Here is a 22740-nt window from a genome sequence, read left to right as displayed (position 1 = left end):
TTTGAGCGACGATTACTTGCCCAGATCGGCGAGCAGCGCGTCCAGCTGCTCGAACTGTTCGGGCATGCCGTCCGCCATGCCGGCCATGGCCTCGTCGAGCGCTTCCTTCGTGGGATAGCGTTCGTGCAGGGTCAGCAGCGTCTGGCCGTCCCGGTCCTCGAAGGTCACCGTGGTGACGGCGGCGTCCTGGCTTTCCTCATTGGTCCAGACGAGGCGCGAGGGCGGCTCCACTTCGAGGTACTGGCCGAAGAACGCGAAGGACGACGCGGCGTCCTTTCCGAACTCGAGGCGGTACCCGCCCCCGACGCGAACGTCCATCTCGCAGGACCGCAGGGGCACGCCCGACGACTTGGGCGCCCACCACAGCTTCATCAGCTCGGGCTTGGTCCAGGCCTCGAACACGATGCGCGCCGGGCCGTTGAAAGTGCGCGTGACGACAAGCTCGTGATCGGACTTCCGTTCGATCGTCGTGGGGTTAGTCATTGGCTTCCTCCTTGCGTTTCAAGTCCTCGATAACCCCGTCCAAGGCGTCGAAGCGCGAGGCCCAGAGCTGTCGGTAATGTTCGATCCAGGCCGCCTCTTCCTCGAGCCTGCGTAGACCGAGCTTGCAGGTCCGCACGCGCCCGACCTTCTGCGTGGTGACGAACCCCGCATGCTCCAGGACGCCGACGTGCTTCTTCATCCCCGTCAGGGTCATGTGGAACTTGTCGGCGAGCTCCGTGATCGAAGCGTCCGACCGTCCCAGTTGCTCCAGCACGCCGCGTCGCGTGGCGTCCGAGAGCACGGCGAATGAGGCGTCGAGGCGGGATGTTACATACTGAACCATTTGGTTCAGTATGTAGCGAGAGGATTTGCAACATGCAAGGGGCGACGTCAGACGCCTCGCCGACTAGGCAATTTGCCCAGGCGTTCCTGCGGCGATGTCCCGATGGCCGCCAGCCCGGCGACGCGCAAAGCTTGGTCTTTCCAGGCCCGGCTCGCCGTGAGGGCGGGTGCGGGCCTCAGGACGGGAGCCGCTCTATGAAGCCCAGGATCCGAGCAAGCCTGGTGGTCGCGCTGGTGGTCGGCGAGCTGGCGATGGCCGGTTCGGCCGGCGCCCAATACGCCTATCCCGCCAAGGGTCAGAGCCAGGCCCAGCAACAGAAGGACGAGACGGCCTGCTCGCACTGGGCCACCCAGCAGACCGGCTTCGACCCGATGCATCCGCCCGTCGTGGCCCAGGCCTCGGCCGCGCCGGTGACGGGCAGCGGAGCCAGGGTCAAGGGCGCGGCGGTCGGGGCGGGCATCGGCGCCATCTCCGGCGGCGACGCGGGTGACGCGGCCGTCGCCGGCGCGGTCGCTGGCGGCGTCATGCGGCGCTCGAAGAACCGGCGCGCGGCCCGCGCCCAGAACGAGGCCGCCGAGCAGCAGGTCGCCGCCACCCAGGCCGGGTTCGACCAGGCGCGCGCCGCCTGCCTGACCGGTCGCGGCTATACGCTGGGCGGTCCCCGCTAGTTGCCCGCCGGCGCGCCCGTGCCGAAGTCGAACGCCTCGGGCCGCGCCTTGCCGCCGCCGAAGGCGTAGGTGAAGCCGAAGAACACCGCGCGCACGTTCGCCGTCCGCTCGATACGTTCGTGCAGCCGCGCGGTGTCGATCACGGTGACGTCCTTGAACCCGTCCAGGACGTCGTTGGCGGTGACCACGAAGTTCAGCTTGTCGCTGACCTTGCGGCGATAGCCCAGGTTCAGCAACGAGATCGGCTCGCGGTAGCCCTGCGCCGTCAGGCGCTTGCCCGAGGTCAGGGCGTTCAGCTGGAAAAAGTCCTTGGGCGTGGCCTGCCAGCTGAGGCTGGCCCGGCCCGACAGCGTCGTGCCGGAGCGCGTGCCGGAAAAGCCCAGATTGCCCGCGTCGATCTCGTTCCAGAAGGCGTTGGCGCTGACATTGTAGCTGAGCTTGGGCGTCAGCTTGCCGTTGGCCACCAGCTCCAGCCCGCCGTTGCGGCTCGTGGCCAGGTTCTCGCGCGTGGTCAGGAACACCCCGTCGCCCAGGTCGCGCACCACGTCGGTCACGCCGTCGCGGCTCCGCCGGTAATAGGCCGTGGCCAGGTACGAGGCCGGCCCCTTCCGGTACTGCCAGCCCAGCTCGTAGGAGTCGGTGATCTGCGGCTTCAGGTCGGGATTGCCGGCCCGGTAGTTGGTGGGGTCCAGATAGACCGGATAGGGGTTGAGGTCCTGGACCTGCGGACGCTGGACGCGCTTGCTGTAGTTGGCCGTCAGGGTCTGGGTCTGGCTCAGGGTGTAGCCCATGTGCAGCGACGGATAGAGCTTGAAATAGCTGTTGTCGTCCTTCTGCGCCGAGGTCACCTGGTCGGTGCGGATCTCGACCTGCTCGGCCCGTAGACCGCCCAGCACCGTGAAGTCGCCGAACGGCCGCTCGTAGGTGACGTAGCCGGCATAGACGTCCTGGTCGTAGAGGAAACGGTTGGTCCGGCGCGGATCGACGGCCTGGCTGGCCAGGGACGCGCCGCTGGAGCCGTGGTTGTCGTAGTCGTTGTCGACGCCCTCCAAGTCCAGCCCGGCCTTCAGCTTGGCCTCGCCGGCCATGGGACGGGTGTAGTCGAGCTTGAAGTTGATCCGGTCCTGCTCGGCGCCGTAGCCGTAGATTTCGTAGGCGTCGGCGCTGGTCGCGTTGTCGATGAAGGCGTGACCCGCGCGCTTGAAGTCGGTCGTCTCGTATTCCAGGTGGGCGTCCAGCTCGTGCTCGGCGCCCTTGAACTGGTGACGCCAGTCGCCGCTAACCGCGCTGTTCTGGCGATGCATGTCGGTGTCGCTGTCGCGGACATAGGCCGGGCCCGTGGACGGCGACAGTGTGGCGTAGCTGTCCTGGCCGCCCGTGGAATAGTCCAGGCCGCGATAGCGGACCTCGCCGCTCAGGCGGTCCTTCTTGGTCAGGGCGTAGTCGACGCCGCCGCGCAGGTTCACCGCGCCGCCGGCGTTGGTGAACGCGCTGTCCTGCACGGTGCGCTCGCCGCTGACGGAATCTTCCCGCTCGTCCACCGACCAGAACCGTTGGCGGTCGTAGCGATAGCTGGCGTCGCCCGACAGGGTCAGCTTGCCCTTGACCAGATTGCCGGTGACGCCGGTGTTGTAGCGCCCGTGGGGGCCGAGGTTCAGCTTCACCGAGCCGGTCGCGCCCGGCTTGTGGGTCTGCTTGGTGATCAGGTTGATGATCCCGGCCGTGCCGTCGGGACGATAGGCGGCCGAAGGGTTGGTCATCACCTCGACGCGGTCGATCTGGTCGGCCGGCATCTGCTGCAGGGCGTCGGCCTTGCCGTCGCCGTTGAACATGCTGGAGGGCTTGCCGTCGATCATGATCGTGACGTTGGGATCGCCGCGCAGGCTGACATTGCCCTGCACGTCGACCTCGACCGAGGGGATGTTGCGCAGGGCGTCGGCGATCGATCCGGTCTTGGCCGACAGGTCGTTGGCGACGCTGTAGCTGCGACGATCGATCGAGGTGCGCATGGCCGTGGAGTCGCTGGTCACCGTCACGCCCTCGACGGCGGTCGCGGCGTCGCCTGTCTTGGCCGGCGGCTTGGCGGACGCGGGCTTGCCCGCCGGCGCGGGCGCCGTCTGCGCGAAGGCCAGGCCTGGCGAAAGGATCGCCGTGGCGGCGAGCAGCAGAACTTTGAGACGCACGGAAATCCCCCGACGGATACTGAAGCGGCAAGGTGTAGCTTGACCACGACTTGGAGGCGCGAAAGAGGCCAACTCGCCCGCCTAGGCAAATGTCTTTTCGGTCATGTTCTCGTGCAAAGCCCTGTGTCGCAGGGATGACAACGTTGCCATTGCGCCTTAAGCCTGGGGCGTTGAGGGCGCTTGCGACCTGATACCGCTAACATTAAGGTCAAGCCCAACCAAAGGCCCCAGTCCAGGGCTCGTTAGGGATCAAACGCGGCCTTCGGGCCCATCGGGGAAAAGAACGTGGCATCTGTAATCAACGCCGGCCCGAGTCCGGGCATGAGCGCCGACGGCGCCAAGGTGAACATGGCCTTCATCGCCGCCATCGTGGCCGTCGCCACCATCGGCGGCTTCATGTTCGGCTACGACAGCGGCGTCATCAACGGCACGCAGGAAGGCCTGGAGAAGGCCTTCAGCCTCAGCAAGCTGGGCACCGGCCTGAACGTCGGCGCGATCCTGCTCGGCTGCGCCTTCGGCGCCTTCGCGGCGGGCCGTCTGGCCGACGTCTGGGGTCGCCGCACCGTGATGATCGTCGCGGCGCTCCTGTTCCTGGTCAGCGCCCTGGGCAGCGGCGCCTCGCACACCTCGCTGGTGTTCATCGTCTTCCGCCTGATCGGCGGCCTGGGCGTGGGCGCGGCCTCGGTGCTCTGCCCCGTCTACATCTCGGAAGTCACGCCCGCGAACATTCGCGGCCGCCTGTCGTCCGTGCAGCAGATCATGATCATCACCGGCCTGACCGGCGCGTTCGTGGCCAACTACATCCTGGCCCACACCGCCGGCAGCTCGACCGCGCCGTTCTGGCTGGGCCTGCCCGCCTGGCGCTGGATGTTCTGGATGCAGACCATCCCCGCCGCCGTCTTCTTCTTCGCCCTGCTGGCCATTCCGGAAAGCCCGCGCTTCCTGGTCGCCAAGGGCAAGGACGCCGAGGCCGAGAAGATCCTCTCGCGCCTGTTCGGCGAAGGTCAAGGCGCCGGCAAGGTCGCCGAAATCCGCGCCTCGCTGTCGGCCGACCACCAGCCCAAGCTGTCGGACCTGCTGGACCCCAACACCAAGAAGATCCGCGCCATCCTCTGGGCCGGCCTGGTCCTGGCCGTCTTCCAGCAACTGGTCGGCATCAACATCGTCTTCTACTACGGCTCGGTGCTGTGGCAGTCGGTGGGCTTCACCGAGGACGACAGCCTGAAGATCAACATCCTGTCGGGCGCCCTGTCGATCCTGGCCTGCCTGCTGGCCATCGGCCTGATCGACAAGATCGGCCGCAAGCCGCTGCTGCTGATCGGCTCGGCCGGCATGGCCGTGACCCTGGGTATCCTGACCTGGTGCTTCTCGACCGCCACCACCGTGAACGGCGCGCTGCACCTGGCCGGCAACACGGGCCTGATCGCCCTGTTCGCCGCCAACGCCTATGTGGTGTTCTTCAATCTCAGCTGGGGCCCGGTGATGTGGGTGATGCTGGGCGAGATGTTCCCCAACCAGATGCGCGGCTCGGCCCTGGCCGTCGCCGGCTTCGCCCAGTGGATCGCCAACTTCGCCATCTCGGTCAGCTTCCCCTCGATGGCCGCCCACAGCCTGCCGATGACCTACGGCTTCTACGCGCTCAGCGCCGTGGTCTCGTTCTTCCTCGTGCAGAAGCTGATCAACGAGACGCGCGGCAAGGAACTGGAAGCGATGGAAGGCTGATCCTCCCCCTTTGGGGGAGGTGGCCCGGAGGGCCGGAGGGGGCAGCGCGGCGTCGCCGAAAGACCCCCTCAGTCGCTCCGCGACAGCTCCCCCCCAGAGGGGGAGCATCTCCAAAAAATCCAAGACGCCCGGCGGCTCTGTCCGCCGGGCGTTTTTCGTTTCATGTTGACAACGTTATCTTCGATGACACCGGTGGACATTCACGCCGCGACCACCCTAAAGTTACCGGTATCAATCAGCGACGGACCAACGTCGCAGGCGTCGAAGGAAGGAAACAGATGGTCCAGATCAATCGCCGAGGAGCCCTGGGCTCGCTGCTGACCGGCGCGGCCGTCGCGGCCGTGCCCGCCGTCGCGGACGCCCAGATGGGGACCCTGCCCGGCAAGCCGACCTCCGGTCCGACCTGGGTCAAGGGCGTCGAGGGCCAGCGCAAGGCCGACCTGGGGAACGGGACCTTCCTCAACCCCATCCTGGCCGGCGACCATCCCGACCCGTCGATCCTCAAGGACGGCGACGACTACTACATGACCCACTCGTCGTTCGACGCCTATCCGGGCCTGCTGATCTGGCACTCCAAGGACCTGGTGAACTGGACGCCGGTCACGGCCGCCCTGAAGACCAATGTCGGCTCGATCTGGGCGCCCGAGCTCTGCAAGCACCAGGGCCGCTACTACATCTTCCTGCCGGCCAAGTTCCCCGACAACAACACCAGCTACGTGATCTGGGCCGACAGGATTGAGGGCCCGTGGAGCGAGCCGGTCGACCTGAAGCTGCCCCGCTACATCGACCCCGGCCACGTGGTCGACGAGCACGGCGTGCGCTGGCTGTTCCTGTCGGGCGGCGACCGTATCCAGCTGGCCCCCGACGGCCTGTCGACGGTGGGCCAGCCCGAGCACGTCTACAATCCGTGGCGCTATCCGGACGACTGGGACGTCGAGGGCTTCTCGCCCGAGGGCCCCAAGGTGATGAAGCGCGGCGAGTACTATTACCTGGTCACCGCCGTGGGCGGCACGGCCGGCCCGCCGACCGGCCACATGGTCATCGTCGCCCGCGCCAAGTCGCTGGCCGGTCCGTGGGAGGACGATCCCAAGAACCCGGTCGTGCGCACGACGAACAACAGCGAGAAATGGTGGTCGCGCGGCCACGCCACCCTGGTCGAGGGCCCGGCCGGCGACTGGTGGACCGTCTATCACGGCTACGAAAACGGCTTCTACACCCTGGGCCGCCAGACCCTGCTGGCTCCGGTCACCTGGACCAAGGACGGCTGGTTCGAGGTCGGCGGCGGCGATCTTTCGATGCCCCTCCCCAAGCCCAAGGGCGGCAAGGCCGTTCCACACGGCAAGGCGCTGTCGGACGACTTCACCACCGACAAGGTCGGGGTGCAGTGGAGCTTCTTCGATCCCAAGCCCAGCGACGCGGGGCGCATCAGCCGGGCCAACGGCGTCATGACCCTGAAGGGCGCCGGCGAGGCCCCCTCCACCGGCGCGCCGCTGATCTTCGTCAACGGCGACCAGGCCTACGAGATCGAGTGCGAGATCGAGGTCGATCCCGACACCCGCGCCGGCCTGATCCTGTTCTACGACCGCCAGCTCTATTGCGGCCTGGGGTTCGACGCGAAGAACTTCGTCACCCACCAATACGGCATCGAGCGCGGCCGGCCGGCCAATCCGCATGGGTCGAAGATGCTGCTGCGGCTGCGCAACGATCGCCACATCGTCAGCTTCCACACCAGCGGTGACGGCGGCAAGACCTGGAAGCGCTTCGACCGGGGCATGGAGGTCTCGGGCTACCACCACAATGTGCGCGGCGGCTTCCTGATGCTGAAGCCGGGCCTCTACGCGGCGGGCAAGGGCTCGGCGCGGTTCAAGGGGTTCAGGTACCGGGCGCTGGCCTAGAGCTTTCTTCCAGACCTCATCAGGTTGTCGTCCCGGAAAGCGCGCAGCGCTTGTCCGGGACCCAGGTGAACCGCAACGTATCAGCCCAGTCCCCTGGGTCCCGGACAGCCTCTACGAGGCTTCCGGGATGACAACGAAGAAGAGCGACGCTGACATGCTCAAACCCCTGCTCCTCGCCGCCGCCCTCTTCGCCACCCCCGCCCTCGCCCAGACCGATCCGCCGCCGTTCAAGGCGACCAAGATCGTGCTGGTCGGCGATTCCACCACCGCCGTGAACAGCGGCTGGGGCGGAGCGTTCTGCGCCACGCGGATCACCTCGAACGTCGCCTGCGTGAACCTGGGTCGCGGCGGGCGCAGCACCAAGACCTATCGATCAGAAGGCTCCTGGACCCTCGCCCTGGCCGAGATGAAGGGCGGGGCGTTCGCCGACACCTATGTGCTGATCCAGTTCGGCCACAACGACGCCTATGGCCGGGCCGAGCGGCTGACCGATCTTGCGACCGAGTTCCCGGCCAACCTGAAACGCTATGTCGAGGAGGCCCGCGCGGCTGGCGCCCACCCGGTGCTGGTCACGCCCCTGTCGCGCCGGCAGTTCAAGGACGGCAAGCTAGTCGACGACCTGGTCCCGTGGGCGCGGGCGGTTCGCGCCGTGGCCGCCGAGACCGGGACGCCGCTGGTCGACCTGAACGCCCGCAGCGCGGCGGCCGCCCAGGCCCTGGGCCCGCTGAAGGCCGGCGATTGGGCCGAGGCGCCGCCCTCGCCCGCCCTGGCCAAGGCCATCGCCGGCGGCACGACCGTGGGGGTGAAGTTCTACGAGCCGCCGATCCCGGGCGCCGCGCCCGTGCCGATGGATCCGCCGACCCCAGCCCCCGCTGCGCCGCCGGTCACCGGAAGGTTCGAGCCGTTGTTCGACTACACGCACCTGGGTCCCGAGGGCGCGGCGGCCTGTTCGGAGATCATCGCCCAGGGTCTGGCGGAAGCGGTTCCGGCGCTGGCGCGAAACCTCGTGCCGTAGCGCCGGCCGGGGACATGCGCATGCGCATGTCCCCAATCGCGAGCGCGTCCCGCTACTGCGCCGGAGCGGCCGCCGGCGGCGCCACCCAGGCCGGGCCGCTGAACTCGGTCTCGATGCTGAACTCGACCGCGTCGCTGACGCCCATGGTCGTGCCCGGCGCCGGAATGCCGGCGGCGACGCCGAAGTCCGAGCGCTTGAACGTCCCATGGGCCGAGAAACCGACCCGGGCGTGGGGATCCATGGAGAAGCCCTCGTAACCGCCGTTGAACGTGGCGTCGAGCACCACCGGCTTGGTCACGCCGTGCAGGGTGAAGTCGCCGGTGATCTTGGCGGTGTTGGCCCCGGTGACCTCGACCTTGGTCGAGCGGAAGGTGATGGTCGGATACTGGCCGGCGTCCAGCCAGTTCTTGCCCGTCAGCTCGTCCTTGAAGCCGGCCGGCGGGGCGTTCAGCAACAGCGATTTGGGATCGATGGTCGCCTCGACGCTGGAGGCCGAAGGATTGGCCGGGTCGAACTTCAGCTTGGCGTCGAAGGTCGTGAACCGCGCGGTGTAGTGCGAGAAGCCCAGGTGGTTGACCTTGAACTCCAGGCTGGCGTGGGTCGGGTCGAGCGTGTAGTCGCCCGCCGGCACCTTAGGCATGACGAACTTGTCGGCCGCGGGCGCGGCGGCGGCCGGCGCGGCGGGCGCCTCGGTCTGCTTGGCGGTCGGAGGCGAGCAGGCCGCCAGGGCCAGGGCGGCGGCCCCGGCCGTCAGCCAGAGAGCCGTGCGCGGCGCGTGCGGACGAGCGGTCGGATAGGTCATGGCGTCTTCCCTGTTCCACTGTGGCGGCCGCCGACGGTCCGCCGCGCCCGTCCCCGGTCAAATCCGAGGCGTGCGATCCCACGAAGGACGCACGAGCGCGGGAGGGTCCGACATCGGAACCGACTTTTTATCGTTGCGACTTGACGTTAGGTAACGCCTAGCGCTGTTGTCCAGCGTGACGTTGGTCCGACCGCACCCCCTCGGAGACGGTTCTTGAGCAGCTACGCGGCTTCAGCTCAGCAGTTGTCTAAGCGTCGCGACCAGAACGCGGGCCAGGGGCGCGCGATCGGTGTCGGGGTGATTGACCGCCCGGATGACCATGCCGTCGAACAGCAGCCCCACGGCCTCGCAGCGAGCCTGGAATTCGGCCTCCGTCCACTCGGGCTTGCGGCAGCGGTTGAGCATGGCCTGGGCGTAGACGCGCTCCTGCTCGTCGGCGGCGCGCAGGATCGCGGCGACCTTGGGGTTGCGGCTGGCCTCGGCCAGGACTTCCAGGGTCAGGGCGGCGCGGCCCAGGTCGAAACACTTGTCGACGGCCTCGGGCATGTGCTCGGTCATGGCGTCGACCAGGTCGCCCGGCCGGCTTTCCATCTCGGCGAACTTCTCGCGCATCTCGGCCAGGTCCTGGGCGACGATGGCGGCGATGATCGCCTCCTTGTTCTCGAAGTAGCGATAGATCTGGCCGACGCTGAGGCCAGCGGCCTTGGCGATCTCGGCCATGCTCGCGCCATGGAACCCGGCCTGCCGCACGCAATCGCACGCGGCGTCCAGGATCTGCTGCCGCCGCGCCTCGGGCGTCGGCCTCAGCGTCGTGTTGGCGTCATCGACCATCGAAAGCTTCGTTTCCCAATTAAATTCCCGTCACGATCAGGCTGGACGGGACCCCCGAGGTTGACTTGCGACAACCTCGGACCTATGTCCAGCCCCGCTGAGAATGAACGTTCATTCTCATGTTGGTTACCATCAGGGCGTCGTCAAGGCTAAAGCCTGCGACGCCCTGTCGCTCCTGGGGTTTTCTGCATGTCCTTCGACCGTTCTCGCGCCGCTCTGTCGGCGGCCTCCCTGGCGGCCATCGCCCTGACCCTGGCCGCCTGCGGCCAAGGCAAGGGCGCCGCCGGCGGCATGGGCCCGGGCGGCCCGACGCCGGTGGGCGTCATCGTCGCCAAGACCGAGCCGGTCACCCTGACCTCGGAACTGACGGGCCGCACCTCGGCCTATCTGGTCTCAGAAGTGCGCCCGCAGGTCGGCGGCATCATCAAGGCCCGGCTGTTCCAGGAAGGCGGCTATGTCCGCGCCGGCCAGCCGCTGTACCAGATCGATCCGGCCACCTATCAGGCCGCCTACAACAGCGCCGCCGCCGGCCTGGCCCAGGCCCAGGCGACCGCCACGGCCGCCAAGTTGAAGGCCGATCGTTACAAGGGTCTGGTCGAGATCAACGCGGTCTCCAAGCAGGATAACGACGACGCCCAGGCCGCCAGCCTGCAGGCCGCCGCCAACGTCGCCGCCCAGAAGGCCGCCGTCGACAGCGCCCGCATCAATCTCGGCTACACCAAGGTGCTGGCCCCGATCTCGGGCCGCGTCGGCAAGAGCTCGGTCACCCCCGGGGCCCTGGTCACCGCCAGCCAGGCCACCGCCCTGGCCACGGTCCAGGACCTGTCCAAGATCTATGTCGACCTGACCCAGTCCTCGGCCGAGATGCTGAAGCTGCAGGCGGCGTTCAACAGCGGCAAGCTGGGTCGTTCGGGCTCGACCCAGGTGACCCTGAAGCTGGAAGACGGCTCGACCTATCCGATCCCGGGCCGCCTGGAGTTCTCGGACGTCACCGTCGACCCGACCACCGGTTCGGTCGGCCTGCGCGCCACCTTCGACAACCCCAACGGCGTGCTGCTGCCGGGTCTCTATGTGCGCGCCGTGCTCGGCGCGGGCGTGGCCAACAGCGGCATGCTGATCCCGCAGCCGGCCGTCAGCCGCGACCCCAAGGGCAACGCCACCGTCATGGTGGTCGGCGCCAAGGGCGCGGCCGAGCCCCGCCAGATCGTCGCCGCCCAGACGGTGGGCGACAAGTGGCTGGTGACCTCGGGCCTGAACCCGGGCGACCAGGTCATCGTCGAGGGCCTGCAGAAGGTCCGTCCCGGCGCTCCGGTGAAGCCGGCCGTCATCACCGCCACCGCTGCTGCTCAGTAAGGCCGGTTCGTCATGCTTTCCCGTTTCTTCATCGACCGGCCGATCTTCGCGTGGGTTGTCGCGATCGTCATCATGCTGGCCGGCGTGCTGGCCATCCGCACCCTGCCGATCGCCCAGTACCCCGACATCGCCCTGCCCCAGGTCTCGGTCAGCGCGGTCTATCCCGGCGCCTCGGCCAAGACCGTCGAGGACAGCGTCACCCAGGTCATCGAACAGAAGATGAAGGGCCTGGACGGCCTGGATTACATGTCGTCGACCAGCGACAGCTCGGGCTCGGCCACCACCACCCTGACCTTCAAGGCCGGCACCAACATCGACATCGCCCAGGTGCAGGTGCAGAACAAGCTGCAGACCGCCACCGCCCTCCTGCCGCAGGAAGTGCAGCAGCAAGGCCTGACGGTCGCCAAGTCGGCGCGTAACTTCCTGCTGATCGTCGGCATGTACTCGGACGATCCGAAGACCACCAACACCGACCTGGCCGACTACATCGCCAGCAACCTGCAAGACCCCCTGAGCCGCGTCGACGGCGTGGGCGACGTCCAGCTGTTCGGCGCGCAATACGCCATGCGCATCTGGCTGAACCCGACCAAGCTGGCCAGCTTCAGCCTGACCCCGGCCGACGTGCAGGCCGCCATCCGCGCCCAGAACGCCCAGGTTTCGGCCGGCCAGCTGGGCGGCGTGCCCAACGTGCCGGGCACCGCCCTGAACGCCACGATCACCGCCCAGTCGCGCCTGACCACCCCGGCCCAGTTCGAAGACATCATCGTCAAGAACAGCGAAGGCGGCGCCATCGTCCACCTGCGCGACGTCGCCCGGGTCGAGCTCGGCGCGGAAAACTACGGCTTCGGCGCCAAGTACAACGGCAAGCCCGCCGCCGGCCTGGCCGTGAAGCTGGCCCCCGGCGCCAACGCCCTGGACACCGCCGACGCCATCAAGGCGCGGATGACCCAGCTGGAGAAGAGCTTCCCGGCCAACTTCAAGTACGTCATCCCCTATGACTCGACGCCGTTCGTGCGGCTGTCGATCGAGGAAGTGATCAAGACCCTGGTCGAAGCCGTCGTGCTGGTCTTCATCGTCATGTTCCTGTTCCTGCAGAACTGGCGCGCGACCCTGATCCCGACCATCGCCGTGCCGGTCGTCCTGCTGGGCACCTTCGGCGTGCTGGCGGCCTTCGGCTACTCGATCAACACCCTGACCATGTTCGGCCTGGTGCTGGCCATCGGCCTGCTGGTCGACGACGCCATCGTCGTGGTCGAGAACGTCGAACGGGTGATGAGCGAGGAAGGGCTGTCGCCCATCGAAGCCACGCGCAAGTCGATGAACGAGATCACCGGCGCCCTGATCGGCATCGCCCTGGTCCTGGCCGCGGTGTTCGTGCCCATGGCCTTCTTCGGCGGTTCGCAGGGCGTGATCTACCGACAGTTCTCGATCACCATCGTCTCGGCCATGGCCCTGTCGGTGCTGGTCGCCCTGATCCTGACGCCGGCCCTCTGCGCCACCCTGCTCAAGCCCGTCAGCAAGGGCCACACCACCTCGGACAAGGGCTTCTTCGGCTGGTTCAACCGTAACTTCAACGACGTCAGCAACCGCTATCAGGGCTCGGTGCGCAAGCTGCTGGGCAAGAGCGGCCGCTGGATGGTCGCCTATGGCGTGGTCATCCTGGTGATGGGCTTCCTGTTCATTCGCCTGCCCAGCGCCTTCCTCCCCGAGGAAGACCAGGGCACGATGTTCACCATCGTCCAGCTGCCGCCCGGCGCCACCGAGGAGCGCACCCAGCGCGTGCTCGACACCGTGCGGAACCACTTCCTGGTCGACGAGAAGGACTCGGTGCACGCGGTCTTCACCGTCGCCGGCTTCAGCTTCGCCGGCGCCGGTCAGAACGCCGGCCTGGCCTTCATCCGCCTGAAGGACTTCGACGAGCGCAAGGCCGCCAAGCAGAAGGCTCCGGCCATCGCCGGCCGGGCCATGGGCAAGTTCCTGCAGATCCGCGACGCCATGGTCTTCGCGATCGTGCCGCCGGCCGTGCCGGAACTGGGCACCTCGTCGGGCTTCGACTTCCAGCTGCAGGACACCGGCGGCGTCGGTCACGAGGCCCTGGTCGCCGCGCGCAACCAGATTCTGGGCATGGCCTCCAAGGATCCGACCCTGGCCGGCGTGCGTCCCAACGGCCAGGACGACACCCCGCAGCTGAAGATCGACATCGACCAGGCCAAGGCCGGGGCGATGGGCCTGACCACCGCCGACATCAACGCCGCGCTCAGCGCCGCGTGGGGCGGCTCCTACGTCAACGACTTCATCGACCGCGGCCGGATCAAGAAGGTCTACGTCCAGGCCGACGCGCCCTACCGCATGCGGCCGGAGGACCTGAACAACTGGTACGTCCGCACCAGCACCGGCACGATGGCCCCGTTCTCGTCGTTCGCCACCAGCCACTGGGTCTACGGCTCGCCGCGCCTGGAACGCTATAACGGCCTGTCGTCGATCAACATCCAGGGCTCGCCCGCCCCGGGCAAGAGCTCGGGCCAGGCCATGGCCGCCATGGAGAAGATCGCCGCCCAGCTGCCGCCAGGCATCGGCTTCGAATGGACCGGCCTGTCGGCCCAGGAGCGCGAGTCGGGCAACCAGGCTCCGGCCCTCTACGGCATCTCGATCCTGGTGGTGTTCCTGCTGCTGGCGGCTCTGTACGAGAGCTGGTCGATCCCGCTGTCGGTGATCATGGTCATCCCGCTGGGCATCGTCGGCGCCCTGCTGGCGACCAGCCTGCGCGGCCTGTCCAACGACATCTACTTCCAGGTGGGCCTCCTGACGACCATGGGCCTGGCGTCCAAGAACGCCATCCTGATCGTCGAGTTCGCCAAGGACCTGCACGAACAGGGCATGGAGCTGGTCGAGGCGACGGTCGAGGCGGTCCGCATCCGTCTGCGTCCGATCATCATGACCTCGCTGGCCTTCGTGTTCGGCGTGCTGCCCCTGGCGATCTCCAACGGGGCGGGCTCGGGCAGCCAGCACGCCATCGGCACGGGCGTGATCGGCGGCATGATCTCGGCCACCCTGCTGGCGATCTTCTTCGTCCCGCTGTTCTTCGTGCTGGTCGAGAAGATCTTCAAACCCAAGCCGCGTCGTCACGACGACGAGGCCGTCACGACTCCGGCCGAGAGCCACTGAGATGCTTCTGCGTAACCTGACCCTCACCCTGCTCGCGGCCTCGGCCCTGAGCGCCTGCACCCTGGCGCCGCCGACCGTGCGCCCGGCCCTGCCGGTGGCCAACGCCTGGCCGATCGCCGGCGCCAACACCAGCTCGGCGGCCTCCGCCGCCGACCTGGGCTGGCGCGAGGTGTTCATCGATCCGCGCCTGCAAGGCGTGATCGACCTGGCGCTGAACAACAACCGCGACCTGCGCGTGGCGGTGCTCGACATCGAGCAGGCCCGCGCCCAGTACCGCATCCAGCGCGCGGCCCTCGTGCCGTCGGTGGCCGCCACGGCGACGGGGACGCGCGGCGAGAATTCGTCCGCCCAGACCCAGCCGGGCGTCTCGCGCGACGTCGAGGCCTACACCGCCGGCGTCGGAGTCACCTCGTGGGAGATCGACCTGTTCGGCCGCGTGCGCAGCCTGAACAACGTGGCCCTGCAGAACTACCTGGCCACCCGCGAGGTCAGCCGTTCGGTTCAGATCAGCCTGATCGCCCAGACGGCCAGCGCCTGGCTGAACCTGGCCGCCGACGAGGACCTGCTGGACCTGTCGCAGGAAACGCTGCGCACCCGTCAGGACACCATGGTCCTGATCCGCAAGCGCTTCGAGGCCGGAGCCATCTCGCAGCTCGAGGTCAGCCAGGCCGAGACGCTGATCGAGGCCGCCCGCAGCGACGTGGCCACCGCGATCGCCCTGGTCGAGCAGGACAAGAACGCCCTGCGCCTGGCCGTGGGCGCCGACGTGCCCGCCGACCTGCTGCCGGCCGGCGGCCTGGTCACGGCCCAGATCCTGCGCGACCTGCCGGCCGGCCTGCCGTCCGACGTGCTGACGCGTCGTCCGGACGTGCTGGCCGCCGAGCATCAGCTGGCCGGGGCCAACGCCAATATCGGCGCGGCCCGCGCGGCCTTCTTCCCCAGCATCAGCCTGACGGCCGCCGCCGGGGTCGCCAGCGGCTCGTTGAGCAGCCTGTTCGACAGCGGCAACGGCACGTGGAGCTTCGCCCCGCGCGTCAGCCTGCCGATCTTCGCCGGCGGGGCCAACGTGGCCAATCTCGACAGCGCCAAGGCCGGTCGCGACATCGCCGTCGCCAACTACGAGAAGGCTGTCCAGACCGCCTTCCGCGAAGTGGCCGACGGCCTGGCCGTGCAGTCGACGATCCAGGAACGGGTCGGCTCGCAGGAGCGCCTGGTCGCCGCCGCCAATGTCTCGGTCCGCCTGTCGCAGGCCCGCTACGGCGCGGGGATCGACAGCTCGCTGACCGTGCTGGACGCCCAGCGCACGCTCTACACCTCGCAGAAGACCCTGATCGTCGCCCGCCTGGCGCGGGAGACCAACTTGGCCACGCTGTACAAGGCGCTCGGCGGCGGGGCTCCCGCCAGCCGCTGAGCTACACCGATCCCCCGTCCCCAGCGGGGGAGTGCTAGCGGCGTCGCCCCCCGACGTCGCCAAGCCGGAAGGGGCGCGCTCCCCCCAAATCCCGCGCGCCCCTTCCAACCTGGCGCAAGACTCTGGAAGGGGTCTGGATCGCGCCGGAGACTGTGCGCTAGCCTGGGCGCGCCGATCACGGCGCAGGGGGACACATGCCAAAGGCCAAGAAGAAGCTTCTTCCGAAGGACTTTGCGTCGCTTCTGAAGACCAGCGACCTCGCCGCGCTCAAGGGGGTCTTCGAGACCTGCGAACTCGACGCGCGCGGCGGCTATGGCAAGCAGACCACGCTGGCGTTCTATGATTGCCCGGATGAGCTGGCCCGCTGGCTGGTCGAGCAAGGCGCCGACCTGGAGGCTCGGGACACCTATAACCGCACACCGCTGCACAACCTCGCCTCAGGCCGGTTCAGAGAGGTCGAGACGTTGCTCGACCTGGGCGCCGACGTCCACGCGACGGACCATGAGGCGGCGACCCCGCTGCACATGGCCGCCAAGTCCGGCAACGCCGAGGCCGTGCGCGCCCTGCTCGACCGGGGCGCGCGCGCCGACGTCCTCAACGCGTCGGGCCTGTCTCCGCTGGCGGCGGCGCTGCAGTACTGCAGCAACAGCCAGATCGAACCCATGGCGACGATCGCCGCGTTGCTGCTCGCGGCGGACACGCCCCCGCCTCGCGCCAGCGGCCTGAGTAGCCTGGTCAAGCGCGTCTTCGCGGGCGGGCGCGACGAGCGGACGCCCGTCACGCCGCAGATGCGCGCCTTCGTGCAGCGTATCGGCGAGAACTTCGAGTTCCATCGCGCGGGGTTCAATCCGGACTCCGTCGAGGCGACCAGCGCGGCGCTCGATCGCCTCTATGCGCTGTTCGACGCGCCGCCCGTTCCCCGCCGCCAGATGTACGACGGTCGCTCGCCGATCGTCGCCAGATCGCCACGCTGGCAGGACCAGCATCAGGAGCTGTGGACCCTGCTGGTCCCCTCGCAAGGTCCCGCCTCCACCGTCCAGGGCGAGGTCATCCGCATCGCCGGTCGCGTCGCCGACGAGGTCGACCGGAACGGCGCGGCGAATTGGGACGCCGACTACGGCAAGATGACCCGCGCCTTCCTGACCCACATCGGTTCCGGGCAGCCCTTGCCCGACGCGGATCGCGATCGGGCCGCCCAGTTGATCGCCAAGGTACGGGAGATCGACGGCGCGGGCGCCGGGCTGTGCGAACTGGCCGTCCGTTGGGTGGCGCTCAATCCGACGCCGACGCCGCTGCAGCCGCCCGCCTATACGCGATGACAGCCCCTTCCCGTACCTACCGCTCGCGCCGCCACTCCGAGATCGGGATCGAGCCATCCGGTCGCGGCGTCGGCACCTGGTAGCTGAGGCTGCCGGTGGTCAGCACGTATTTGCGCCGTTGCTCGGTCCCGTCCCAGTTGGGAAAGGACGCCCCCTCGATCTTGAACACCAGCACGTGGGCGGCGGAGTCGATCGCGACCGTCCCGTAGTGGGTGGACGATCCGATCACCGCCCCGGCCAGTTCCGCCGGCGTGGCCGTGGCCTTGTCGCCCGAGGCGATGCGCGGGCGGTCGCCGTCGAAGATCTGCAAGCTGTAGCGCCCTTGGCCGTCGATGATCATCCGCCCCTTGGGATGCTGGCCGTAGTCGCGGGCGCGCGTGCCGTCGGGCTTCAGACGATCGGCCGCCGTCAGCGTCCAGGTTCCCGCCAGGGAGGGTTCGGCGGCCGTCGCGGCCGTCGCGAGCAGGGTCGTCGCCAGCGTCAGGCCGAGGCCAAGGCGGCGGTTTTGGGTCAAGTTCATCTCGCTCTCCAGCAAGTAACCTCTTTATCAGGTTAGCTTGTCGATCCTTGGTGAAGCACGGTAACCTGTCAATCCGGTTCGGAGGCGACATGACGGGAAAGGCGGAGATCCGCGACGGCTTCAAGTTTCGCGGCGGCAGCCCGGCCCTGGACCTGGCGGCGACGATGGTCGGTCGCCTGGGCGCCGCGCCGCGCGACCTGCTGGCCACCGCCGCCGACCTCGATCGCTGGCTGGTGGCCGCGGAGTTGGCGCGGGTCCCACCGGGCTCGACGGAAGGCAATCTGGTGCAAGCCCGGTCGCTGCGCGAGGCGCTCTACCGCCTGGCCCTGTCGCGCGCCGAGGGCGCCGCGCTGCCCGACGCCGACCGCGACCTGCTCAACGCCTACGCCGCCCTGCCCGCCGCGCCTCTGCAGCTGGGTCCGGACGGCCGCGCCCGCCTGTCCGGCGACGTCCGCGGCCTGCTGGCGGAGTTGGCTCGGGAAGGCGTGTCGCTGCTGGGCGGCGATTTCGGGGACCGCATCCGCCAGTGCGAGGGCCCGCCCTGCGCGGTGCTGTTCGTCGACATCTCCCGCAAGGGCGACCGCCGCTGGTGCTCGATGAGCGCCTGCGGGAACAAGGCCAAGGTGGCGGGGTTCAGGGCGCGAGAACGCTCCCAATAACTCGCTCTTCCCGGCGAACGCCGGGATGAGCGGCTTTTTGCTGTCACAACGGCAGTTGCACCGTGCTCTTCACCTCTTCCAGCACCGCGTAGGTCCGCGTCTCGCGAACCCCCGGCATCTTGACCAGGATGTCGCCCAGGAACCCCCGATAGGCCTCCATGTCGCGCACCCGGGCCTTGATCAGATAATCGAAACCGCCCGCCACCATGTGGCATTCCAGGATCTCGGGCGCCCTCCGGACGGCCGCGCCGAACTCCTCGAACACATCGCCCGTCGTGCGGTCCAGCACCACCTCGACGAAGATCAGCAGGGCTCGGTCCACCTTGGCCGGGTCCAGCAGGGCCGCGTAGCCGGTTATGAAACCCCGCTCGCGCAGCCGCCGCACGCGGTCGAAGGTGGCCGCCGGCGACAGGTTGCAGCGCTTGGCCAGCTCGGCGTTGGTGATGCGGCCATCGGCCTGCAGCACCCGCAAAAGCCGGCGATCGGTGTCATCCAGAGCAGACATGGTCATTCCCCATTTTCACCGAAGATAATTCGGAATTTTATATCGACAAACAAAGCACCTTCACAAGAAGCAGGACTATACCCTCGATCGTCCTAGCGAGCTTGGCCGCCACTTCCCCCCTCGGCGTCCCAGCGAACTTGGACCCGCCTCCGCCATTCCCCCTGGCGGAGCGCAGACACGGCGCCCCTCCCCCATAGGCGCCGTGTGAGAGCGGAAGGGACGCGCGACCTCCCCCCGTATCGCGTCCCTTCCCACCTCTCCCCTTCCCCATCATGCTGCCGATCGGCGCCCGCCTGTCCCGCGCCGCGACAGGTCGTCGCGCGCCTTGGAGCGGACAACGCCATTCGCCATTTTTGCCGAAGATCGTACTGCGCGGACACCAAACAAACGAAGCACCTTCGAACAAGCCGGCGATATAGCGACGATATCCAATAACGAGGCGACCATGACCGATTGGGACTCCCTGGACGACGGCAAGTATCGTGACGAGGCGGCGGTGATCGCCGACCTGCTGGCCGCCCAGCCCCTGAGCAGCGAAGACCGCGCCGCGGTCCGCGCCGAGGCCGAGGCCCTGGTGCGCGGCGCACGCCGCAGCGTCCGCAAGCAGGGCGTGGTCGAAAGCTTCCTGCAGGAGTTCAGCCTGGGCACCCGCGAAGGCCTGGCCCTGATGTGCCTGGCCGAGGCCCTGCTGCGCACCCCCGACGACGACACCCGAGACAAGCTGATCGCCGAGAAGATCGGATCGGCCGACTGGGCCAGCCACCTGGGCGGCAGCGACAGCCTGTTCGTCAACGCCTCGACCTGGGGCCTGATGCTGACCGGCAAGATCGTCGAGCCCGACGACCAGGCCCAGAAGGATCTGCCGGCCTTCATCAAGAAGATCGCCGGCCGCCTGGGCGAGCCGGTGATCCGCGCCGCCGTTGGCCAGGCCATCCGCATCATGGGCGAGCAGTTCGTGCTGGGCCGCACCATCGAGGCGGCCATCAAGCGCGCCGCCAATGACGGCGACATCTGCAGCTTCGACATGCTGGGCGAGGGCGCCCGCACCGCCGCCGACGCCGCCCGCTACGAGAAGTCCTATGCCGACGCCATCGAAACGGTCGGCAAGCTGTCCAACCGCGCCGGCCCCGAGGCCGGCCACGGCGTGTCGGTCAAGCTGTCGGCCCTGACGCCGCGCTACGAGGCGACGCAGGAAGCCCGGGTCTGGGACGAACTTTATCCCCGCGTCCTGCGCCTGGCCCTGATCGCCGCCAAATACGACATCAACTTCACCATCGACGCCGAAGAGGCCGACCGTCTGGCCCTGTCGCTGAAGCTGCTGGACCGCCTGTGCCGCGAGCCCGAGCTGGGCGCGTGGACCGGTCTTGGCCTGGCCGTCCAAGCCTATCAGAAGCGCTGCCCCGAGGTGATCGCCCGCCTGACCGCGCTGTCGAAAGAGACCGGCCGCCGCCTGATGGTCCGCCTCGTGAAGGGCGCCTACTGGGACAGCGAGATCAAGCGCGCCCAGGTCGCCGGCCGTCCGGACTATCCGGTCTACAGCACCAAGCCCGCCACCGACCTGTCGTACCTGGTCTGCGCCAAGGCCCTGATCGAGGCCGCCCCGCACCTCTACGCCCAGTTCGCCACCCACAACGCCCACACCCTGGCCGCCGTGGTGCGAATGTCCAAGAACGCCGGCGTCAAGATCGAGCACCAGCGTCTGCACGGTATGGGCGAGGCGCTCTACAAGGCCGCCGACGATCTCTATGACGGCGTGACCTTGCGCGCCTACGCCCCGGTGGGCGGCCACGAGGACCTGCTGCCCTATCTGGTCCGCCGCCTGCTGGAGAACGGCGCCAACACATCGTTCGTCCACGCCCTGCTCGACGAGCGGGTGCCGGTCGAGAAGGTGGTGGTCGACCCGATCACCGCCGTCGAGGCCCATCCCGACCGCCACGCCAAGATCCCGACGCCGGTCAATGTCTACGGCCCCGGCCGCAAGAACAGCGCGGGCCTGGACCTGTCGGTGAAGGCCGATCGCGACCGCCTGGCCGCCCACGTCGCCGAACTGGACAAGCTGACCCTGTCGTCGGGCCCGCTGATCGGCGGCAAGCTGACGGCCGGCGCCCCGCCGATGCCGGTGCAGAGCCCGACCGACCACGACCGCGTGGTCGGCGTGGTCTCCGAAGCCCAGCTGCCGCAGATCGACCAGGCCTTCAAGCTGGCCCGCGCCGCCCAGCCCGCCTGGGACCAGGCCGGCGGCCCCGCGCGGGCCGAGGTTCTCCGCGCCATGGGTGACGCCCTGGAAGCCAATATCGAGCGCCTGTGCGCGATCCTGGCGCGCGAAGCCGGCAAGACCCTGCCGGACGCCATCGCCGAGGTGCGCGAGGCCGTCGACTTCTGCCGCTACTACGCCAAGCTGGCCCAGGAGCAGTTCGGCCTGGCCGGCGAGGTCCTGACCGGTCCGGTCGGCGAGACCAACACCCTGCGCCTGGCCGGACGCGGCGTCTTCGTCTGCATCAGCCCGTGGAACTTCCCGCTGGCCATCTTCACCGGCCAGATCGCCGCCGCCCTGGCGGCCGGCAACGCGGTGCTGGCCAAGCCGGCCGAGCAGACCCCGCTGATCGCCTACGAGGCCGTGAAACTGTACCACGCCGCCGGCCTGGACCACCGCCTGCTGGCCCTGCTGCCGGGTCGCGGCGAGACGGTCGGCGCGGCCCTGACCGCCCACGAAGGTTTGGACGGCGTGGCCTTCACCGGCGGCACCGACACCGCTTGGCGGATCAACCAGACCCTCGCCCAAAGGCAGGGTCCGATCGTGCCGTTCATCGCCGAGACCGGCGGCCTCAACGGCATGTTCGTCGACACCACCGCCCAGCGCGAACAGGTGATCGACGACGTGATCCTGTCGGCCTTCGGCAGCGCCGGCCAGCGCTGCTCGGCCCTGCGCCTGCTGTTCCTGCCCGAAGACACCGCCGACCACATCATCGACGGCCTGAAGGGCGCGATGGACGCCCTGGTGATCGGCGACCCGGCCCTGGCCGTCACCGATGTCGGCCCGGTCATCGACCCCGAGGCCAAGACCGCCCTGGTCAAGCACCTGGACCGTCTGCGGCACGAGGCCAGGATCCTGCACACGGTGGGCGCGCCCGAAACCGGCACCTTCTTCGCCCCGGTTCTGGCCGAGATCCCCGCCGCCGACTTCCTGGAGCGCGAGGTGTTCGGCCCCGTGCTGCACGTGGTGCGCTACCAGCCGGAGAACCTGGGGCAGGTGGCCGGCGCCCTGGCGGCCCGCCGCTACGGCCTGACCCTGGGGATCCACTCGCGGATCGAGAGCTTCGCGGCCGACGTCCAGCGCCTGGTCCCGGCCGGCAACGCTTACGTCAACCGCTCGATGACCGGCGCCGTGGTCGGCGTCCAGCCGTTCGGCGGCGAGGGCCTTTCGGGCACCGGCCCCAAGGCCGGCGGCCCCCACGCCCTGCTGCGTTATGCGGTCGAGCGGGCGCTGAGCATCAACATCACCGCCCAGGGCGGCGACCCGTCGCTGCTGAATCTGTAGGCCTTGACGATAGCGGCCATGGGCGGGATTCTCCGTCCATGGCCGATGGCAACAGCATCCATCTAGACGACGAACGCGCCGCCAAGCTCAAAGCCTTGGCGGACATGGCAGACATGTCGCCGGAGGACTATGCCGCGCTTCTGATCGACCGTGATCTCGACCAGGCGCTCTTGCGCACGATCGATCCCGATCCTGCCATCGACCGAGCGATCATCGATCACGCCATGGCCACGGGCCAGTTCAGGCCCTGGTCCGAAGTACGCGATCGCCTCCTCGCCCGTCATCGCCGTTAGTCCTCTGACGTTTGCCGTTAATATCACGGCCGCGG

At 68.5% G+C, this 22740-nt stretch carries 18 protein-coding genes; 11 read left to right on the top strand and 7 right to left on the bottom strand.

Annotated elements, in window-relative coordinates; genetic code table 11:
• Positions 1–12: 12 nt before the first annotated feature.
• Entirely contained in the window at positions 13–483 is a 471-nt protein-coding gene (locus G3M62_RS05620) for an SRPBCC family protein (protein ID WP_165185397.1), read from the bottom strand.
• Positions 476–826 carry an ArsR/SmtB family transcription factor gene (locus tag G3M62_RS05615; protein ID WP_165185395.1) on the bottom strand — a complete coding sequence of 117 codons (351 nt, stop codon included), beginning with the start codon at positions 824–826 and terminating at the stop codon, positions 476–478. The genes G3M62_RS05620 and G3M62_RS05615 overlap by 8 nt, the downstream gene beginning before the upstream one ends.
• 194 nt (positions 827–1020) lie before the next feature.
• Between G3M62_RS05615 and G3M62_RS05610 the strand changes: the two genes are divergently transcribed.
• Entirely contained in the window at positions 1021–1494 is a 474-nt protein-coding gene (locus tag G3M62_RS05610) for a hypothetical protein (protein ID WP_165185393.1), read from the top strand.
• On the opposite strand, the gene G3M62_RS05605 is transcribed toward G3M62_RS05610, so the two are convergent.
• Complete coding sequence (locus G3M62_RS05605) at positions 1491–3677, bottom strand: TonB-dependent receptor domain-containing protein (RefSeq protein ID WP_165185391.1); 2187 nt, start codon at positions 3675–3677, stop codon at positions 1491–1493. The genes G3M62_RS05610 and G3M62_RS05605 overlap by 4 nt on opposite strands.
• A 285-nt stretch (positions 3678–3962) precedes the next feature.
• On the opposite strand from G3M62_RS05605, the gene G3M62_RS05600 reads away from it, so the two are divergent.
• The 3 genes from G3M62_RS05600 (at position 3963) to G3M62_RS05590 (ending at position 8309) form a co-directional block, all read left to right on the top strand.
• Positions 3963–5399 carry a sugar porter family MFS transporter gene (locus G3M62_RS05600; protein WP_165185389.1) on the top strand — a complete coding sequence of 479 codons (1437 nt, stop codon included), beginning with the start codon at positions 3963–3965 and terminating at the stop codon, positions 5397–5399.
• Positions 5400–5677: 278 nt separating this feature from the next.
• A complete protein-coding gene (locus tag G3M62_RS05595; RefSeq protein ID WP_165185387.1) occupies positions 5678–7294 on the top strand; it encodes a family 43 glycosylhydrolase in 1617 nt (538 codons plus the stop codon).
• A 154-nt stretch (positions 7295–7448) separates the two neighbouring features.
• Positions 7449–8309, top strand: coding sequence for a GDSL-type esterase/lipase family protein (locus tag G3M62_RS05590; RefSeq protein WP_165185386.1), 861 nt, complete (start codon positions 7449–7451; stop codon positions 8307–8309).
• A 52-nt stretch (positions 8310–8361) separates the two neighbouring features.
• Here the strand turns inward: G3M62_RS05590 and G3M62_RS05585 are convergent, their stop codons facing one another.
• Together G3M62_RS05585 and G3M62_RS05580 are read right to left on the bottom strand one after the other, a co-directional pair.
• The gene (locus G3M62_RS05585) at positions 8362–9111 is read right to left on the bottom strand and encodes a YceI family protein (RefSeq protein ID WP_165185384.1); all 750 of its coding nucleotides are present in this window, start codon (positions 9109–9111) and stop codon (positions 8362–8364) included.
• Positions 9112–9342: 231 nt separating this feature from the next.
• Complete coding sequence (locus G3M62_RS05580; RefSeq protein WP_165185382.1) at positions 9343–9942, bottom strand: TetR/AcrR family transcriptional regulator; 600 nt, start codon at positions 9940–9942, stop codon at positions 9343–9345.
• 189 nt (positions 9943–10131) lie between these two features.
• Between G3M62_RS05580 and G3M62_RS05575 the strand changes: the two genes are divergently transcribed.
• From G3M62_RS05575 to G3M62_RS05560, 4 genes are all read left to right on the top strand, one after another.
• Positions 10132–11295: an efflux RND transporter periplasmic adaptor subunit gene (locus G3M62_RS05575; RefSeq protein WP_165185380.1), complete on the top strand. Its 1164-nt coding sequence runs from the start codon at positions 10132–10134 to the stop codon at positions 11293–11295.
• Positions 11296–11307: 12 nt separating this feature from the next.
• Positions 11308–14460, top strand: a complete 3153-nt coding sequence (locus G3M62_RS05570) for an efflux RND transporter permease subunit (RefSeq protein WP_165185379.1) — start codon at positions 11308–11310, stop codon at positions 14458–14460.
• 1 nt (position 14461) lies between these two features.
• Positions 14462–15871 (top strand): efflux transporter outer membrane subunit, encoded by a 1410-nt coding sequence (locus G3M62_RS05565; RefSeq protein ID WP_165185377.1) that lies wholly within the window; start codon positions 14462–14464, stop codon positions 15869–15871.
• A gap of 194 nt (positions 15872–16065) precedes the next feature.
• Entirely contained in the window at positions 16066–17190 is a 1125-nt protein-coding gene (locus tag G3M62_RS05560; RefSeq protein WP_165185375.1) for an ankyrin repeat domain-containing protein, read from the top strand.
• Positions 17191–17206: 16 nt separating this feature from the next.
• Here the strand turns inward: G3M62_RS05560 and G3M62_RS05555 are convergent, their stop codons facing one another.
• Positions 17207–17710: a lipocalin-like domain-containing protein gene (locus G3M62_RS05555; protein ID WP_165185373.1), complete on the bottom strand. Its 504-nt coding sequence runs from the start codon at positions 17708–17710 to the stop codon at positions 17207–17209.
• An 89-nt stretch (positions 17711–17799) separates the two neighbouring features.
• Between G3M62_RS05555 and G3M62_RS05550 the strand changes: the two genes are divergently transcribed.
• Positions 17800–18369 carry a CGNR zinc finger domain-containing protein gene (locus G3M62_RS05550; protein ID WP_165185371.1) on the top strand — a complete coding sequence of 190 codons (570 nt, stop codon included), beginning with the start codon at positions 17800–17802 and terminating at the stop codon, positions 18367–18369.
• Positions 18370–18412: 43 nt separating this feature from the next.
• On the opposite strand, the gene G3M62_RS05545 is transcribed toward G3M62_RS05550, so the two are convergent.
• Complete coding sequence (locus G3M62_RS05545; protein ID WP_165185370.1) at positions 18413–18880, bottom strand: Lrp/AsnC ligand binding domain-containing protein; 468 nt, start codon at positions 18878–18880, stop codon at positions 18413–18415.
• A 439-nt stretch (positions 18881–19319) separates the two neighbouring features.
• Between G3M62_RS05545 and putA the strand changes: the two genes are divergently transcribed.
• Both putA and G3M62_RS05535 read left to right on the top strand, forming a co-directional pair.
• Positions 19320–22412, top strand: coding sequence for a bifunctional proline dehydrogenase/L-glutamate gamma-semialdehyde dehydrogenase PutA (gene putA / locus G3M62_RS05540; RefSeq protein ID WP_165185368.1), 3093 nt, complete (start codon positions 19320–19322; stop codon positions 22410–22412).
• Positions 22413–22450: 38 nt separating this feature from the next.
• Positions 22451–22705, top strand: coding sequence for an antitoxin (locus tag G3M62_RS05535; protein WP_165185366.1), 255 nt, complete (start codon positions 22451–22453; stop codon positions 22703–22705).
• Positions 22706–22740: the final 35 nt, after the last annotated feature.

The sequence above is a fragment of the Caulobacter soli genome, assembly GCF_011045195.1.
GTDB lineage: Bacteria > Pseudomonadota > Alphaproteobacteria > Caulobacterales > Caulobacteraceae > Caulobacter > Caulobacter soli.
This window is presented reverse-complemented; position numbering and strand designations above follow the sequence as displayed.

Bases quoted from the DNA above. Each gene is read 5' to 3' on its own strand.
- G3M62_RS05620 (WP_165185397.1), bottom strand. From the start codon at position 483: ATGACTAACCCCACGACGATCGAACGGAAGTCCGATCACGAGCTTGTC.
- G3M62_RS05615 (WP_165185395.1), bottom strand. From the start codon at position 826: ATGGTTCAGTATGTAACATCCCGCCTCGACGCCTCATTCGCCGTGCTC.
- G3M62_RS05610 (WP_165185393.1), top strand. From the start codon at position 1,021: ATGAAGCCCAGGATCCGAGCAAGCCTGGTGGTCGCGCTGGTGGTCGGC.
- G3M62_RS05595 (WP_165185387.1), top strand. From the start codon at position 5,678: ATGGTCCAGATCAATCGCCGAGGAGCCCTGGGCTCGCTGCTGACCGGC.
- G3M62_RS05590 (WP_165185386.1), top strand. From the start codon at position 7,449: ATGCTCAAACCCCTGCTCCTCGCCGCCGCCCTCTTCGCCACCCCCGCC.
- G3M62_RS05585 (WP_165185384.1), bottom strand. From the start codon at position 9,111: ATGACCTATCCGACCGCTCGTCCGCACGCGCCGCGCACGGCTCTCTGG.
- G3M62_RS05580 (WP_165185382.1), bottom strand. From the start codon at position 9,942: ATGGTCGATGACGCCAACACGACGCTGAGGCCGACGCCCGAGGCGCGG.
- G3M62_RS05575 (WP_165185380.1), top strand. From the start codon at position 10,132: ATGTCCTTCGACCGTTCTCGCGCCGCTCTGTCGGCGGCCTCCCTGGCG.
- G3M62_RS05570 (WP_165185379.1), top strand. From the start codon at position 11,308: ATGCTTTCCCGTTTCTTCATCGACCGGCCGATCTTCGCGTGGGTTGTC.
- G3M62_RS05565 (WP_165185377.1), top strand. From the start codon at position 14,462: ATGCTTCTGCGTAACCTGACCCTCACCCTGCTCGCGGCCTCGGCCCTG.
- G3M62_RS05560 (WP_165185375.1), top strand. From the start codon at position 16,066: ATGCCAAAGGCCAAGAAGAAGCTTCTTCCGAAGGACTTTGCGTCGCTT.
- G3M62_RS05555 (WP_165185373.1), bottom strand. From the start codon at position 17,710: ATGAACTTGACCCAAAACCGCCGCCTTGGCCTCGGCCTGACGCTGGCG.
- G3M62_RS05550 (WP_165185371.1), top strand. From the start codon at position 17,800: ATGACGGGAAAGGCGGAGATCCGCGACGGCTTCAAGTTTCGCGGCGGC.
- G3M62_RS05545 (WP_165185370.1), bottom strand. From the start codon at position 18,880: ATGACCATGTCTGCTCTGGATGACACCGATCGCCGGCTTTTGCGGGTG.
- putA (WP_165185368.1), top strand. From the start codon at position 19,320: ATGACCGATTGGGACTCCCTGGACGACGGCAAGTATCGTGACGAGGCG.
- G3M62_RS05535 (WP_165185366.1), top strand. From the start codon at position 22,451: ATGGCCGATGGCAACAGCATCCATCTAGACGACGAACGCGCCGCCAAG.